Source organism: Enterococcus sp. DIV0213h (assembly GCF_051711285.1).
GTDB lineage: Bacteria > Bacillota > Bacilli > Lactobacillales > Enterococcaceae > Enterococcus_D > Enterococcus_D casseliflavus.
Map to the genome: position 1 here is coordinate 985,890 of NZ_JBIOMH010000001.1, position 15,388 is coordinate 1,001,277.

A 15,388-nucleotide genomic window follows, 5' to 3' on the forward strand; every position below is an offset into this window, starting at 1 on the left:
AAATAAGGACTATTAGTAATAAATAATTATAAAATTTTCGAATTAATTAAAACTAGTTAAATTGATAGCAATAGACGAGAAATTTCTAGTCCAAAAAATTGAAGTGAGTTACAAAAATTTCGTATTTTCTAAGAAAACGCATACAACATAACGTAAAAAGTCAAAAAAATATGTAAAAATGATCTTAAGCAATAAAAAATCGTTTCAGAGAGGAAGATTATTATGACAACAACAATTCAAGATTTACGAGGAGATGCGAGAATTTTAGGACCGTCAAATGCGAAACGTGACGTTTCAGTGGTGACAAATATTGCTCGTCACCATTCAGCAACGAACACTGGTGATGTATTTGTATTCCAAGAGTATTGGAATGGAACATTAGGTTGGGGGACGGGTGGTTATCATGAAATCATCCTACGCGATGGAACAGTGCAATGGTGTTACTTCGATGAGGATGTAACAAATGGCGTAGGTGGCCATAATACACCGACCTATCATATTTGTTTAGTAGGGAATAGCTCTTTTACTGAAGCACAAGAAAAAGCATTTAATGAGCGAGCGAAAGCAGCAATGGAACGGTTTGGTTTAAGTGTTGAAAATGTTTTGGGACATAACGAATTTAGTGGGCATGCATCAAATATTTGTCCAGGCATCAATATGGATGTTGTGAGAGATATTCTTAACAGTGGTGATAGCAATATCCCAGAGCCAGACTATATTTTGCAAGATTGGAACAAAGAGATGGTTGTCGCAGCTGATATTTTGAATGTACGCCAAGAGCCAAATACACAATCAGCGATTTTGCGGCAATTAACGAGAAGCCAAGTTTTCCAATCAGCACGTGTCACGATCAATGGTGAATTAGTAAATGGAATCAGTCACTGGTATGAAGTTGATGGGAATGGATGGGTTTCAGGGTCATTAGTTGCGGAATCCTCTGTTGATAATGAGTGGATTGAACAAAGTGGTGAAGTGACAGTTAATATTTCTGGAGGCATCAATCTTCGAGGCCCTTCCGCGAGTAATGTGACGAATCCGACGAGTCTGCCAATCATACGTTTAGTAGATTTAGGTGAAACTTTTGCCTATGATAAAGTACTGGTTCAGAAAAATGGGCATGCATTTGTTCGTCAATCGCTAAATGTGGGCTATGTTTGGTTGGCTATTGGTTCAACCGATAACGGAAGGGTAAGCTCTTATTGGGTTAGTGGAATTGAAATTTAAATCATAGCTGGCATTTTAGATGAGAGATTTTTGACTAAGAGTTCCCATCCAGCGTAGAATATCAAAATATTAAGTGATAAAGTGCCAACAGTTCTAAAAATCCCTGCATGCTTATTTATGCAGGGATTTTTTTAAAATCTAGTTGTCCTTATTATCGAAAGAGTAGTATTTTCGGCACAAAGATAATTATTAGGTATAAAATTCGTGAAGTACTCTATTTTTTCAGTTGCAATAACCTCGATATCATTAGATACAAAAATAATGTAATTTAAATCTGATGAAAATCCAGATATATACTTTAATAATTCTTTATCTCTGCTTAACCTATAATTATGAAAAAATTCAGGATTAATTTCAATGTCTCCAATTAAAATTCCATCTTCTAAATTAATTTCAATGTTTTCACACATAGACAGTGCGTTGATGTCATTATATTCAATTAAAAAGATACTTTCGTCTTTTTTTCTTCAAAAGATTTTAAGCGTTCAAAATGTTTTACAAAGTTTTTTTAAAGGAATTTATTAATTGTACGTGTGAATGATTTCTGTACATATAAATCTGTTGAAATTTTATTCTGATCTTCATTCATATTTTCAAATTTTAAGTCATGGTCTCTTTGTTGTTTCATCATGCTAATTTTGTGTGGAGAGCCTTTTTTATTTTCAATGGATGAAGTTATTTGGAAATGCTCAATAAATCCATTAGCCGTTATGAAGTCAGGAAAATCATTGCTTTTTTCGTTTGGTTTTGCAGACTTTAGTTCTCCTAGAAAGTTTTTAAAATCATCAAAATGAATTCATAAGCATTCTTTTGAGAAACTTCTACGATGACTCTATCTAAACAGGAAAACTCATGATCAATTTGGTTAGATTCATTTTTATGCATGTTATTATTCCTTTTTGATAAAAAAATATCATTATATCAAGAATAAATCAAATCATATACTTCATAATGGTACATATTATCAAAATAACGTCTGAGTATTTAGATAATTCCGGAAAAGTGAAAAAGGTATAAAACAAAATAATCTTTCTTATTAAGATTCAAGTAGGAGGGCTTATCTTCCATATATACCTACCACATATCGTATGGACTCATTTTAAAATTATGATAACCTTGAAGCAGATAAACTTAAAGTAGATATTTGAAGGAGGTACATCATGAATTACCGTGTTTTAAAGAAAAGCGATTCCCACTGGTTAGCGGCAGCAACGGAAATATACAATGCTGATTGGGCAGCTGCTAAGTATTTGGCAAAAAAAATGATCAGTGATGGGTTTAATGAATGGGAAGGAATTGTTGTTGCTGAAACCACAGATCGAATTGTCGGTTTTTGTTCGTTTGTTGGTGAGGATATAGTTGATTTAACATATAGCCCATATATAGCAATTGTATACGTTGAGCCAGCTTTTAGAGGGAATGGAATAAGTAAAGCGTTAGTAAAAATTGCGGAACAACAGTTAATTGAAGAGGGATTTCAAAGTGTCTATATTGTTACACAGCATGTAGGACTTTATGAAGAATGGGGATACGCTCAAATTGATAATGCTGAGGATAAGTTTGGAAGAAGCATGAGAATATTAGAGAAGAAATTTTAGCAAAATATCTTGTAGAGTTAAATTAGTACAAGTATTATTCTTTATTTTGGTTCCCTTAGTGTACAGTTCATCAAAAGAGTGTTTTTTTTACTTCAATAATTTAAAAAATAAATGTATTTGAAAAAGAGTTAAAAGAATTGAGATGTTTGCGATAACATTCAAAATAATGTATGATTATTTGGACACCTATAAAAAGAGAGTACTAGATAAGAAATTTTGGGGAAGTCTTTCTTAGTAGGTCTAGCACTCTTCTCTTTTTATTTTAACATTATAACGATAGAATTGAAACGAATTGTCTTATTTTTAGGTACAATTCAATAATACTTATTTGCATATTATGTAGATTGAAATCCCTCTTACTCAGATTTGAGTAGGGGGATTTTTCACCGCTATCTGATTTATTTTACTTACTTTAAAATATCAAGTGAAAGCAAAAAAATATCAGGACGGTTATCTATTATTAATAATAGATAAAAATCTATTTTATGTATCCAGGCCGAAAGTAATATTTACATCAATCATGTTATAAAATACATTGTGGATATCAGAAATACCCCAAATAGCTAAGATCACATGATGACCAATTCAATCTTTGGTTATTGTTATGCTGTGCGTTTCATAGACTACGGATAATTGTTCACCCATGGATACTTCTGCAATCTTTTCAAATGATGCACGATTCAGGGTTTCATTTGGATTGCAATCGGGTTTTGTAATGTAATAGTGCCACTTAGTCGTAAAATGCAAAGCAGTATAAATCCACTTCAAATCCAAGTTGCCTGTTTTAACTGATTGCTTTGACCAACGATCTGCATATTGGTTATCCAAAACAAAATCGTTAATCTGATTTAAACTACCTTTTGTAAAAGCAAGTCTTCAATCTCTAGGTCCAGCCTCAGGGAAAACTTTTCTATAATCTAAAGACTGCGGATTAGAAATGACGTTTCCATATAATTAATGCACAGTTTTCCAGCCCATTCCCTATTGTGTAATTGACCTTGATATTCTCGACTGATCGGCGTGCTTACATGTTCATGAGCATTGACTCCTTCGGAGAGTCCCAAAAATCAACTGAACTAATGGGAGTGAGAGAGGTGCCTGTTAAAAACTGTCTTCTTTGACAATATATGAGAACCTCCTTAATAATCAGTTCGGTTTCATTGTAATGTTTTAGTTGTCTGCTAGTCTAATCGATTAATTCTTATCTACACGAATTAATCGATTTTCAATAACTGTTGTTTTTAAATGTAGTTAAAGATATAGTATTTTTCTATTGCGGAAATCTTTGTCCTGTATAGAACAGATTAGGAGAGAAACTAAGTTACTATAGGTTATCTTTTGCTTTAGATTAAGCTTACCTGTAACTTATTTATTTTTCTCACATGATGGAGTGGGCTTTTCTATGTTGCATGATTTTAGAAAATAAGTGAGTTCATGATACTAACGTTTAATTATTTTGTGAAAAAGCCCTGTTCGGAGAGCTGACGTGCACCAAAAATGTTGAGCCAGAACACAATAAGAAAGGCATTCCAATTGAATCTTTCTACGCTGAAAGAATGTTTCGAAATATTTAAATTAATAGCATTCATATAGTGGAATTTATCTGGAAATTTGACCGTTAGTGAGTTGGTGGAGTTGACGCCTATGTCAAAACCCACATTAAATCGTTTTTGCATGAACAAAATAAATAAAGTGCCTCAGGATTTAATTAATGATATCAAAATTACGTTAGCGAAAAATTTGTTGGAAACGACAGATGAAAAAAATTTGAAATTGGTGAGCGAACTTTTTTTACGCTAGTACATTTACTATATTCTTTAAACGAAAAACTGGATTATCATCAAAAGAAAACAGGCAAAATTATTTTTGTCTTCTGGAAAGAGCCTAAATTACTAGTTGAAGGTAAAATGTTATAGGAAATACAAAATGGGAAGAATAAATACCCTGTAATAGGTGATAGGTTTATTTTGGAAGATAACTTATGAATATCAAAAGGATTTTCACCTTAGGGAAGGAACTTTTTTTAGTATTTAATTATTATTTGGAGTTGATGAAGTAGGTTAAAATCTTGTCAAAAATATCATCGATATGAGAATAAAATATAATTGTGATATAAAATAATGTATATGTTTTTACTCGATAAGGGAATTGTATTATTGTGCAGTTCGCATTGTTCTTAAGCTGGTATCAAAAAAGTGACATTTCTATAGTTAATTGTATCCTAGTTTTTAAGATAATCTCAATAAGGCAAGGGATTGATCTAGTAAAGCCATAATTTAAATATAAAGGAAGACCACCCAAATACAGTGATAATGCATTAGGGAAAAAAAACTAGTTTATGAGGTAGTAATAAATAGTTTAGATGCTGGATTATTACTGCAAGATTTAATTCAAATTCTAAAGATTAGTAAAATATTGTTTTAACAAAAATGAAGACTGTTTAGTTCATAGTCTTTTTATAAGCTAAATAAGATTACGCTCTCTAGTCAATTACGTATGATATAATATTATTAATATGAATGCAAAAATTAAAGTGGGAGGGTTAAAATGACTGATAAGTATTATGCAGTAAGAGAAGGTAGAAAAACTGGGATATTTCCAAATTGGAATGAAGCAAAAAAATATGTAACAGGATATTCTAATGCCCAATATAAGAGTTTTACATCTATTCAAGATGCAGAAGCGTTTATGGACGCTGGAACCAATAAAAACAAACTAGCCTCTAAAATAACTGATAAATTATCATTACAAGCGTATGTTGATGGTAGTTTTTCAGAAGAGAAAAACCTATATTCCTATGGGGTTGTAATATTGAATAAGAAAAAAGTGATTGAAGAAATGTCTGGTATTGGCAACGATAGTAATCTTACAGCTATGAGAAACGTTGCAGGAGAGTTGTTAGGAGCTATGACTGCAATCGAATACGCATTTAAAAATAGATATGAACAAATAGAAATCTTTTATGATTATATGGGCATAGAAATGTGGGCAACAGGTGATTGGAAAGCTAATAAAGAAGGTACACAAAATTATGTGGAGTTTATTTCTAGGTATAGAAATAAACTGAATATTGTATTCAACAAAGTAAAAGCCCATTCAGGCGTCGAATACAATGAATTGGCTGATAGGTTAGCTGCGAGAGCAATGAATGAAAAAATTAATAATATTGTTGTGGAAGTTCAAGAAAGTGATGAAGAATTATTTGTGAAAGAAAATCCGTATGAAGATTTATTCAAGAATATTATGAATCAACCTCAAAAAGATAAAGAGAAAGTAATTATGAAAATTGATAATTATATAGTAACTGAGAAAAGATTAGATGATTTTTTGAAAAAGTGTTGGAAATATGATGGAAATAGAATTAAAGATATTGCGGAGAAGAATGTAGAATTAAACTTTGAAGAGCGATTATTATTTTGTGAAATAAATAGTAATATGAATAAAAAGCACGAATACCGAGTGAGTATTTAAAAAGGAGAATGAGAATGGCAGGCGAATACCGTAGTTTATCTATAAATAGAGAAGAAATAAGAGATTGTATGGAAGACTATTTGAATGATGTTTTCAATGAAGTAGTTGTTGAAGATAAGGAACATAAGAGCAACACGCTTTATAGGTACCCTTTTACTGTTGATGAAGAGCCAATGTTTTTAGATTTTCATTTTAATGGTAATGGTACAACGACAATTCAACCTAGTAGTGGTGGTCTAAATGAAGTTAGAAAAAATTTGGCTGAACATATAAAAAACGAGTTATCAGGTGTAGTTAGTGCCAAGAGCTCAGTTTCTATAAAGAATATAGAATTTGAAGATTTTGAGGTGTTTATATATTTATTAGCCGAAAATAAGGGCATTGAAAATACAGATATCACAAGTATAGACGATGGTGTAAGACATAGTGTTTATGATATCACGGGTGTTCAAGGAGATTTCATAAAAATCACATACTATGAGAATGGTACTATCTTTATGCAAGGGAAACCATTAGTACTTTTTAGTGAACTCACAGCGGTTTTATCAGAATTATATTTGAATCCTACTGAAATGATAAAAGTATTAAATAAAACATATAAATCAAGTGTAGATAAAAATTCAATTGAAAATGACTATAATACTATCATGGTTGATTGTAAAGATAGTCTGCCAAGTAAAATGCAATTAGTAATAAAACAGGCACTTTATAATACTAAAATTGAAGGAGATATGTTTGACTACACTTTTTTAGTTCAACCAGCATTTAGAGCATTAGAAGGAAATATCAAATATGTTGCAAAAGAAAATAACGTACCTTGGCAACCGAATATTGGAGATATGTTTGATTATCAAAATAATCATTGTTTAAGAATTCCAGAAGGAACAGTTATTAAACAAGAGGTTATAGATTATCTTGAAAAACAATATAAACTTTTTAGAGATGTAAGAAATCCTTATTCACATTGGGGAAGAAACACAGGGAAGATAGATAATACTGTGCTTATATATAAACGCGAGGATGCTGTTTTGAAAATATTTGACATTTTAAATGAGATAAATTATTATTACAGTATTTGTAACTAAAGAATAGGTGGTGATAATATGAATGAGTTTTTTATTATAAAAGAATCTCAGTCTGAACGTTATGATTTTTTTGTATATTCAACTATGGGAGAGAACGTTTTAGATTATTTAGAAGAAGTTGAGAAAGAAATTTCTAATCGTTTCAATGTTGATAAAAAAAGTAAAATTTTATTTGATACATTATTGTACACAAGCAATACTCCAGATAGATTTATTTATGCAGACTATGCAGATGATACTTTTGTAATAGATTCATTTGAATTTATTACTGTACCTAAAAAAGATTCAATAAGAAAATTATCGGTAGAATTTTTTAGTTCTCACAAAAATTATATTGAGCAGTCAGGAGTACTAAATTCTGCTCAAAAAAAAATACTTTTAAAGGGGATTCCGATTTAATTATATTATTTTAAGTTTGATAAGGTACTACAATATATAGTGTTAGTGGAACATCTATGGATTTTGGTTGGCTCCCCTTTAAGTGGACACGGAAATATAATTAAATTTTCAGTGAGCTATTTGCTGATTTTGGCTCTTTGTCAATAAGGACTGATAAGTTGTGAAAAATCAAATCTGGGTCAGAATGAACCTCATTCTGGCTCAGATTTTTTGTTATCTTACTTTGATTAATTGATTGATCAAAAAGATTCTAATTCTCATATTCTCGAATGATTTAAATACGTAGGATACTCGTTTCATTGTCTTTATGTGGGTATTCTTCGCTTCTATTTTTCCATTGGAATAAGGATAGATCCTTGCGTTGGTGCTGCCTTCCATAGGTCAGAAGGTTTTGAAACTGCTCCCGAAAGCCGTCATCTAACGTTTTGGGAAGTTCTGCATGGCTTTTCTGGCCTGCTTTACGAAGTTCATTCATTTCACGGATGCGCAACTCTTTGAATGCCTGATTCATGTGTTAGACAATATGAAACCGATCAATCACTATTTTCGCATTTGGCAGAACACGTTTGGTGAGCTGGAAGTAGGAGGCGTTCATGTCTGTCACCAAGAATTCTACTTCTTCTGGATTGGTGCAACCCAAGAAATAGCTTGTTAATCGAGGTAAATTACGCTTAGGCAAGAAATCAATTAACTTTCCTGTTTCGCCATCTGCAAAATGAAGCTCATCTTATCTTCTATGGAAGCGTACGAACGAAATTCATCAACCATCAATACTCTGGGAGAATCTTCTTAGATTGCTTTTGTAAATAGCTTTTAAACTCTTTCAAAGTACGAATAACGGTGGTCAAAGATACCTGACAGCTTTTCGCAATAAAAGATATGGATACTTTTTCGGTCAGTAAAGAAACAATTTCATACCTCCATGATCTGCGTTTGAATGTCTGGGTTGGACAAAATAACTTTGAGTCATTCAATGGGTACGACAGTTTTTACAGGTATAGCGCTGCTTTTTTTGGCGCATAACCAAAGGCATATGATTTTGCTGTTCATAGCGACCAATAGTTTCCTTTTAAAAATAAAAAATAATAAACTCTGTAATTCATTCGATTTATTCAGATTGTTTTTTTAATGCTTTAAAAAATATGCCTGTATTGTTGTATTCTATGTAGATCCTTTTAAACGGTTCTTATAGTGTTGGTAGCTAAATTAGCATTAACCTTGTGGTTATCTTCCGCATTAACTATCTACTCTTGTATCTTTTTTTAACAAATACTGTGCCTTTCGAAGTATTTAATGATCCGAAAATTTCGTTCGAAGAATAATTATAGATTGATAATATAGCATTGATAGATTGAAATATTTAGTAGTGAAAATAATAATTTGTGATTTGAATCAATAATTTTACGTTTTTAATCATCATCATTTGAAAACGTTTTATTTATTTGTTTTTTGTGATAAAAATGAATTAAGAAGTTGATAAACGCGTACAGAATATGTCAACTTTTACAAATAAAGTTAGTAGCATAAAGTAGGAGGGTGAAAAGAATGATAGAAATCAAAAACATCTATTATACAAATGGAAACAACTATTCACCAGATGATCATGGCGCAAATGGTTGGGCTATCCTGTTGACGAAGAAAGGACTGTACATGGAGAAATCAGAGGTGGAAATAATTCTGATAGAATCTCATATGATTTTTCAATACCTTTCGCAGAGCCTACTGAATCAAATCATTATTGTCGAGTTGAATTTATTTTGCGAACCTTCTTCAAACTATATTCAAAAGATTGATCTGATAATCAATCAAGAGTTATCTAGCTTAATTCAGTTACTTTTTACAAGGTTTGAAACGAGAGATCGAACGTATGTAGTGAATCCCGCTATCGAAATGATAATAAGAAAGACATTTCGATTGAATCTTTCTACGCTAAAAGAATACTTTGAAATATTTAAGTTAATAGCATTCATACAAGAGAATTTATCTGGAAATGTGGCTGTTAGTGATTTAGCGGAGTTTATGCACATGTCTAAACCAACTTTAAATCGTTTTTGTATGAATAAAATAAATAAAGTGCCTCAGGATTTAATTAATGATATCAAAATTACGTTGGCGAAAAATTTGTTGGAATCGACAGATGAAAAAATTTTTGAGATTGGCGAGAAAACTGGTTTCTTTAACGCTAGTGCATTTACTATTTTTTTTAAAAGGGAAACGGGGGTATCTCCAAAAGAATATAGACAAAATTATTTTAATTCTTGGAAAGAGCATAGCTTAACTATTTAGAGGTGAAAGTGATATGGGAAGTAAAGATATAGAAGCTCGTATAATAGAAATCATGGATGAAATTGTTACTTTATCAAAAAAATATGTTCTGTTAAAGAATCAAAGATTTGACTACGACAAGAAAGTTTCGCAGGAGAGAGTTTATGAAGAATATATAAGAGAGGAGGATTACCAAAAATATAAGAATAATTATGACATTATTTCGTTATATATAGCTTCTTTTTTAAAAGAAAAAGGTATTCCAACTAGATCTAAAACTATTTATGAATACTTGGTGAAAGAAAAGCTAGTATCTATAACTTATAGTAATTTGCAAAGTAACTATCTTAAGAGGATGCACGATGATACTCAGATTAATGTTGAGCGAGCATATAGGGGATATTATCAATATAGAAGAAAATCAAAATGAACGATAAATGTATCTAGTGGTGTCTTTAATCACTAACAATTAATTGAAGATAGGGGGCATACTGTTCTTTTTGAATCACTAGTCTTTGTGATTTGGATCATCTACTTTTCAATATGTGTCATTCTAGCCTGTAATTATATATCTTCTGAAAAGAATTTGGTAAAACTATTTTAGAAAGGAACGCTTTCGTTCTTTTATTGCTCATTGATAACAGAATAGCCCATTTTCTAAATTCTTTTCAGCGATTAAGTAGCAGGCAACTTTTGGCGCCAAGATCTCTTAGATTTGAAGGAGCGATAGACCAAAAGTTGTGACTAAAGCATGGAAACTTTAGGCAAAGAGATAATTGTTGAAGATAATGATACTCACGTAAGCGTCCCGCTGATGAACAGGGGGAGGAGGAGACTCCTGTGTACCTTTTCCAAGGTGGTTTAGAAAATATTTAAAATAAAAAAAGGAACAGCATAAATGTTTTCGAAATGCTTTCGCACCAACATTTACCTGTTCCGTGGGTTTGGCACCCAATGGGCCATGAAGGACTCGAACCTTCGACACCTTGATTAAGAGTCAAGTGCTCTACCAACTAAGCTAATGGCCCAAAAATTATTACTTTGATATAGTATCACTATTTTAAATTGTTGGCAACAATAATCTATGGTTTTTTTAGGAGGTAAAAATGGATCGAAACATTTATGACGTCATGTTTGAGAATTATAAAGATCTGGTTGGAATAAATGAATTGAGAGAAATGTTAGGAGGGATAGGTAGAAATAAAGCTTATGGGTTACTAAAAGCGAACAAGATAAAACATGTCAAGATAGGCAGTAACTACAAGATTCCTAAAAAGTGTGTGATCGAATACTTGCAAGATGCCCAAAATGTGGCAGATGAGCATACGCAGGCTATGTTATAATAAAGGTGTTAGAATTGCGTTTTCCATAGCTTGCTTTTTTCAGTTTTAGGAGGATTTGAATTGAAATTACGAGCGAATATTGTAGAAAAAAGAGGAACTCTCAAAGTTGTTGTTACAATAAAAGATGATTTTGGAAAAACTTCTCAACGATGGAGAGATACCAAACTAAAAAAGAAAGGAAATAAGAAAAGAGCAGAAAGAATAAAAGAACAATTTATAGCTGAGATTGAGCAAGAAATTGCTGTAAAACAAGAGGATTATCTTGTTTTAAAACAGGAAAGAACCGAAACTACTTTTGTCGATTACCTTTATAGTTATCTTGAAATTGCTAAACCACAACTGTCTAAAACATCTTACTTTAGTTATAAACGCTACATCGATATTAGGATAAAGGAGTATTTTGGACCAAGCGGAATTATGTTATCTGACTTAAAACCGGTCCACTTGCAAAGGTTCTATCAAAAAATATTAGACGATGGGTGCACTGGAAATACGGCTCTACACTATCACGCCTTTATTAGAAAAGCTTTACAGGAAGCTTTTATGACAGAACAGATAGATAAAAATATTGCTGACCGTGTTCGTAGACCAAAAAAGGACTCCTTCGTGCCAAACTTTTACACAAAGGATGATGTGCTAAAACTACTTCAAATATTCAAAGGTGAGAAGCTCTATCCAATCATTCTATTAACAGTATTTTATGGATTTAGAAGAAGTGAAGTTCTAGGGCTTAAATGGGATGCGATTGATTTTGTGAATAAGACGATTACCATTAAACATGTAGTTTTGGAAAACAAAGAAGACTTAACAACTGTTCTTAAAGAAGACAGAACTAAAAATGCTTCCAGCTATCGTTCTGTTCCTTTAATAGAAACAGTTGAAAAGGAGTTAGTGAAATTAGCGAGGTGGAAGGAAAAAAATAAAAAGCTTTTCGGAGCTGAATATAATTACGAAGACGACGATTACCTCTTTACCATGGAAAATGGCAATATCATAAGACCAGATTTCGTTTCCAAACGATTTGCGAAGGTAATCAAGAGAAACAATATAAAAAGGATACGATTCCACGATTTGAGACACACAACCGCTTCTATAATGATTGGAAATGGTGAGCACATGAAGAAGGTACAAGAGTGGCTTGGCCATGCCTCTTATACGACAACTGCTAATCTCTATGCACACCTTGATCCAAGTTTTAAATATGCTTCTGCAGAAAATTTAGCAAATACATTTGGATTCAAAAAATAAATAACAAAAAAAGACTTGATCAAAATTGAATGGCAAGTCTTTGAACGATTACTATTAAAATAAGTCTGTCATTTTGTTGGCAAATTGTTGGCAATTAAATGGCTTGAAGATTATCAACTAAGTATACCTCATTAAAACCTCTATATATCAACGTTTATAAACACACCTCTACATAAGAGGGCAGGTGATTAAGAGTCAGCTGCTCTACCAACTGAGCTAACGGCCCGTACCAAAAGTACTTCATTATCTTAGCACTCCATTGTTGAAAAATCAATCATTCTTTTGAAAAAAATATGCGCTTTTTTCAGTTGAGAAACTGGCGTTATCTTAATAAAACACCATTTGTTTCCCAAATTCAAATGATAGGAAATTCTTAAAAGATTGATCAGATTGCTTTAAAAACTCAGAAAACCGTGATAAAATGTATCTAGTTATCAAAACTAGATGATTAGTTTGTGATAATCTAACCTTCTGTTCGTCAAAATGGAGGATGACATGGAAAAATTACAAGCAGACATGAAAAATTGGGGCAATTCATTGCTGAAATTCCATCTGCCGAGATGGGAAGAATTGCCAACACTGGAACTGTATATGGATCAGGTGATCACATTGATCGATCAATATTTATCGCCGGTGATCCAAACGGAAAAGCATCCGCTATTGACCTCTTCCATGGTCAATAATTATGTCAAAAAAGGGATGATTCCAGCACCAGAGAAGAAACGTTACAATCAAAAGCATCTCGCATTTTTGATTGCGATCACGATGCTCAAGCAAGTGCTGACGATTCCTGAAATAAAGACGGGGATCCTTTTTCAAGGGAAAGTTGTCGGCATCAGAAATGCCTACAATGTATTTTGTGAAGAACAAGAAAAAGCGATCCACCTTGTCGGCAAAGAAGCGATGGGAGAACCCGAACAAATGACGTCGGAACCGATCCCAATTGAATTAGTAGCCATGAAAGGTGCGACGCGTTCCTTTGCCAACAAACTATTGGCAGAAAAAACGATTGAATTAGAAGTCATTTATTTAGAAACACATAAAGGAGAAGCCCATGAATAAAGAGAAAATTGCCCTATTAGTTGATTCAGGTACCGATGTTCCCGCACAGATCATGGAGCAATACGGCATGTATATGCTGCCATTGCAAATTATCTACAAGGATCGGACCTATACCGATAAAGTTGATATTACTGCGGAAGAAATTTACGAGCGCTTGCCGCAAGAGATCCCTAGTACCTCGTTACCTGACGGTGCTGCGATCGGGGAAATCTTTGATCGGATCAAAGCCGATGGGTATGAGAAAGTCTTTGCCGTAACCATCTCCAGCGGATTGAGCGGAACGTTTAACGTCGTTCGCCTGTTAGGTGAACAACGGACGGATCTTGAGGTTTTCGTGCTTGATACGAAAAATATCGGAATCGGTGCAGGGCTGCAAGCGATTCGTGCAGCAGAACTGTTAGAAAAAGGCGTGACTTGGGAAGAACTGCGGGCACAATTAACGAATGAAGTGCCGAAAAACAAAGTCTTTTTCAACGTAGCTACCTTAGAGTATTTACAAAAAGGCGGCCGCATCGGTCTGGTCGCATCCATCTTAGGCAATGCCTTGAAATTGAATCCAATTATCTCTTGTAATGAAGAAGGGATCTACTATACGGTCGCAAAATCTCGTGGACGGAAGAAAAGCTTGGACAAAACCGTTGACTTGATCAAGCAATTCATCGGTGATCATCGCCATGTGCGTTTAGCCGTGGCGCAAGGTGATGCACTGCAAGAAGCCAAAGAAATGAAAGCACGATTAGAAGCCGAATTTCCTAAGGTCAAAGAAATCTTATTTGGACAAATTTCTCCCGCATTAGTCGTCCACACGGGTCCTGGGTTGTTAGGGATCGGTATCCAGCTTTTAGAAGAGTAAAAAAGAAAGGCCCCGTGCCTTTCTTTTTTTGTGCTTTCCTTAAGAATAAGGCCGCGGTTTTTGGGAAAGATGAAAAGCCCGTTTAAATAATGTATAATAAGTAAGAAACCAAAAAAAATTGAGGTGACATTTTTGAAAAAGATCCTAGTCGTGGACGATGAGAAACCAATTTCTGATATCGTCAAATTTAATTTAACCAAAGAAGGATATGAAGTATATACCGCCTATGATGGAGAAGAGGCATTAGAAAAAGTAGCCGAGGTCGATCCTGATCTGATTTTGCTTGATTTGATGCTGCCAAAAATGGATGGATTGGAAGTTGCACGGGAAGTGCGCAAAACCCATGACATGCCGATCATCATGGTCACAGCCAAAGATTCTGAAATCGATAAAGTACTAGGCCTCGAGCTTGGTGCGGACGATTATGTAACCAAACCATTTTCAAACCGGGAATTGGTGGCCCGCGTCAAAGCCAATCTGCGTCGCGGCTCGGCAGCTGCGAAGGAAGCAGACGATAACGCCAACAGCGAATTAACGATTGGTGATTTAACCATTCATCCTGATGCGTACATGGTCACTAAAAATGGTGCAGCCATCGAATTGACGCACCGAGAGTTTGAATTGATGCACTACTTGGCAAAACATCTTGGTCAAGTGATGACCCGGGAGCATTTATTGCAAACGGTTTGGGGCTATGACTACTTTGGTGATGTCCGGACCGTTGACGTGACGGTGCGTCGTTTACGTGAAAAAATCGAAGACAGCCCGAGCCATCCAAATTATTTGGTTACTCGTCGCGGAGTGGGCTATTACTTGCGGAACCCAGAACAGGAATAAGCT

At 33.7% G+C, this 15,388-nt stretch carries 14 protein-coding genes, 1 tRNA gene and 1 pseudogene; 13 read left to right on the top strand and 3 right to left on the bottom strand.

Annotated elements, in window-relative coordinates; all coding sequences use genetic code 11:
- The first annotated feature begins 222 nt into the window (after nt 1-222).
- Together IGI77_RS04530 and IGI77_RS04535 are read left to right on the top strand one after the other, a co-directional pair.
- The gene (locus IGI77_RS04530) at nt 223-1,224 is read left to right on the top strand and encodes an N-acetylmuramoyl-L-alanine amidase (RefSeq protein ID WP_438769573.1); all 1,002 of its coding nucleotides are present in this window, start codon (nt 223-225) and stop codon (nt 1,222-1,224) included.
- Nucleotides 1,225-2,384: 1,160 nt separating this feature from the next.
- On the top strand, nt 2,385-2,822 hold the full coding sequence (locus IGI77_RS04535; RefSeq protein ID WP_438769574.1) for a GNAT family N-acetyltransferase: 438 nt from the start codon (nt 2,385-2,387) through the stop codon (nt 2,820-2,822).
- A gap of 585 nt (nt 2,823-3,407) precedes the next feature.
- Here IGI77_RS04535 and IGI77_RS04540 read toward each other — a convergent pair.
- Complete coding sequence (locus tag IGI77_RS04540; RefSeq protein ID WP_438769575.1) at nt 3,408-3,650, bottom strand: lytic polysaccharide monooxygenase; 243 nt, start codon at nt 3,648-3,650, stop codon at nt 3,408-3,410.
- 816 nt (nt 3,651-4,466) lie between these two features.
- On the opposite strand from IGI77_RS04540, the gene IGI77_RS04545 reads away from it, so the two are divergent.
- The 4 genes from IGI77_RS04545 to IGI77_RS04560 all read left to right on the top strand — a co-directional run bounded on the left by IGI77_RS04545 (nt 4,467) and on the right by IGI77_RS04560 (nt 7,777).
- Complete coding sequence (locus IGI77_RS04545; protein WP_438769576.1) at nt 4,467-4,622, top strand: hypothetical protein; 156 nt, start codon at nt 4,467-4,469, stop codon at nt 4,620-4,622.
- 747 nt (nt 4,623-5,369) lie between these two features.
- A complete protein-coding gene (locus tag IGI77_RS04550; protein WP_438769577.1) occupies nt 5,370-6,293 on the top strand; it encodes a ribonuclease H1 domain-containing protein in 924 nt (307 codons plus the stop codon).
- Between the two features lie 14 nt (nt 6,294-6,307).
- Nucleotides 6,308-7,378 carry a type II toxin-antitoxin system RnlA family toxin gene (locus IGI77_RS04555; protein ID WP_438769578.1) on the top strand — a complete coding sequence of 357 codons (1,071 nt, stop codon included), beginning with the start codon at nt 6,308-6,310 and terminating at the stop codon, nt 7,376-7,378.
- A gap of 18 nt (nt 7,379-7,396) precedes the next feature.
- The gene (locus IGI77_RS04560) at nt 7,397-7,777 is read left to right on the top strand and encodes a type II toxin-antitoxin system RnlB family antitoxin (RefSeq protein WP_438769579.1); all 381 of its coding nucleotides are present in this window, start codon (nt 7,397-7,399) and stop codon (nt 7,775-7,777) included.
- Between the two features lie 213 nt (nt 7,778-7,990).
- Here IGI77_RS04560 and IGI77_RS04565 read toward each other — a convergent pair.
- Nucleotides 7,991-8,846, bottom strand: a pseudogene (locus tag IGI77_RS04565) (transposase); the annotation flags it as partial.
- A 476-nt stretch (nt 8,847-9,322) separates the two neighbouring features.
- On the opposite strand from IGI77_RS04565, the gene IGI77_RS04570 reads away from it, so the two are divergent.
- Complete coding sequence (locus IGI77_RS04570) at nt 9,323-10,063, top strand: helix-turn-helix domain-containing protein (RefSeq protein ID WP_438769580.1); 741 nt, start codon at nt 9,323-9,325, stop codon at nt 10,061-10,063.
- Between the two features lie 13 nt (nt 10,064-10,076).
- Nucleotides 10,077-10,472, top strand: coding sequence for a hypothetical protein (locus IGI77_RS04575; protein ID WP_438769581.1), 396 nt, complete (start codon nt 10,077-10,079; stop codon nt 10,470-10,472).
- A gap of 525 nt (nt 10,473-10,997) precedes the next feature.
- Here the strand turns inward: IGI77_RS04575 and IGI77_RS04580 are convergent.
- Nucleotides 10,998-11,070 (bottom strand) — tRNA-Lys (locus IGI77_RS04580).
- Between the two features lie 78 nt (nt 11,071-11,148).
- Between IGI77_RS04580 and IGI77_RS04585 the strand changes: the two genes are divergently transcribed.
- The 5 genes from IGI77_RS04585 (at nt 11,149) to yycF (ending at nt 15,385) form a co-directional block, all read left to right on the top strand.
- Complete coding sequence (locus tag IGI77_RS04585) at nt 11,149-11,385, top strand: helix-turn-helix domain-containing protein (protein WP_438769582.1); 237 nt, start codon at nt 11,149-11,151, stop codon at nt 11,383-11,385.
- Between the two features lie 60 nt (nt 11,386-11,445).
- Nucleotides 11,446-12,633 (top strand): tyrosine-type recombinase/integrase, encoded by a 1,188-nt coding sequence (locus tag IGI77_RS04590; protein ID WP_438769583.1) that lies wholly within the window; start codon nt 11,446-11,448, stop codon nt 12,631-12,633.
- A gap of 495 nt (nt 12,634-13,128) precedes the next feature.
- A complete protein-coding gene (locus IGI77_RS04595; protein ID WP_010747605.1) occupies nt 13,129-13,695 on the top strand; it encodes a DUF1836 domain-containing protein in 567 nt (188 codons plus the stop codon).
- Nucleotides 13,688-14,548: a DegV family protein gene (locus IGI77_RS04600; RefSeq protein ID WP_005225280.1), complete on the top strand. Its 861-nt coding sequence runs from the start codon at nt 13,688-13,690 to the stop codon at nt 14,546-14,548. Before IGI77_RS04595 ends, IGI77_RS04600 begins: the two co-directional genes overlap by 8 nt.
- A gap of 132 nt (nt 14,549-14,680) precedes the next feature.
- Complete coding sequence (yycF, locus tag IGI77_RS04605; protein WP_010747607.1) at nt 14,681-15,385, top strand: response regulator YycF; 705 nt, start codon at nt 14,681-14,683, stop codon at nt 15,383-15,385.
- Nucleotides 15,386-15,388: the final 3 nt, after the last annotated feature.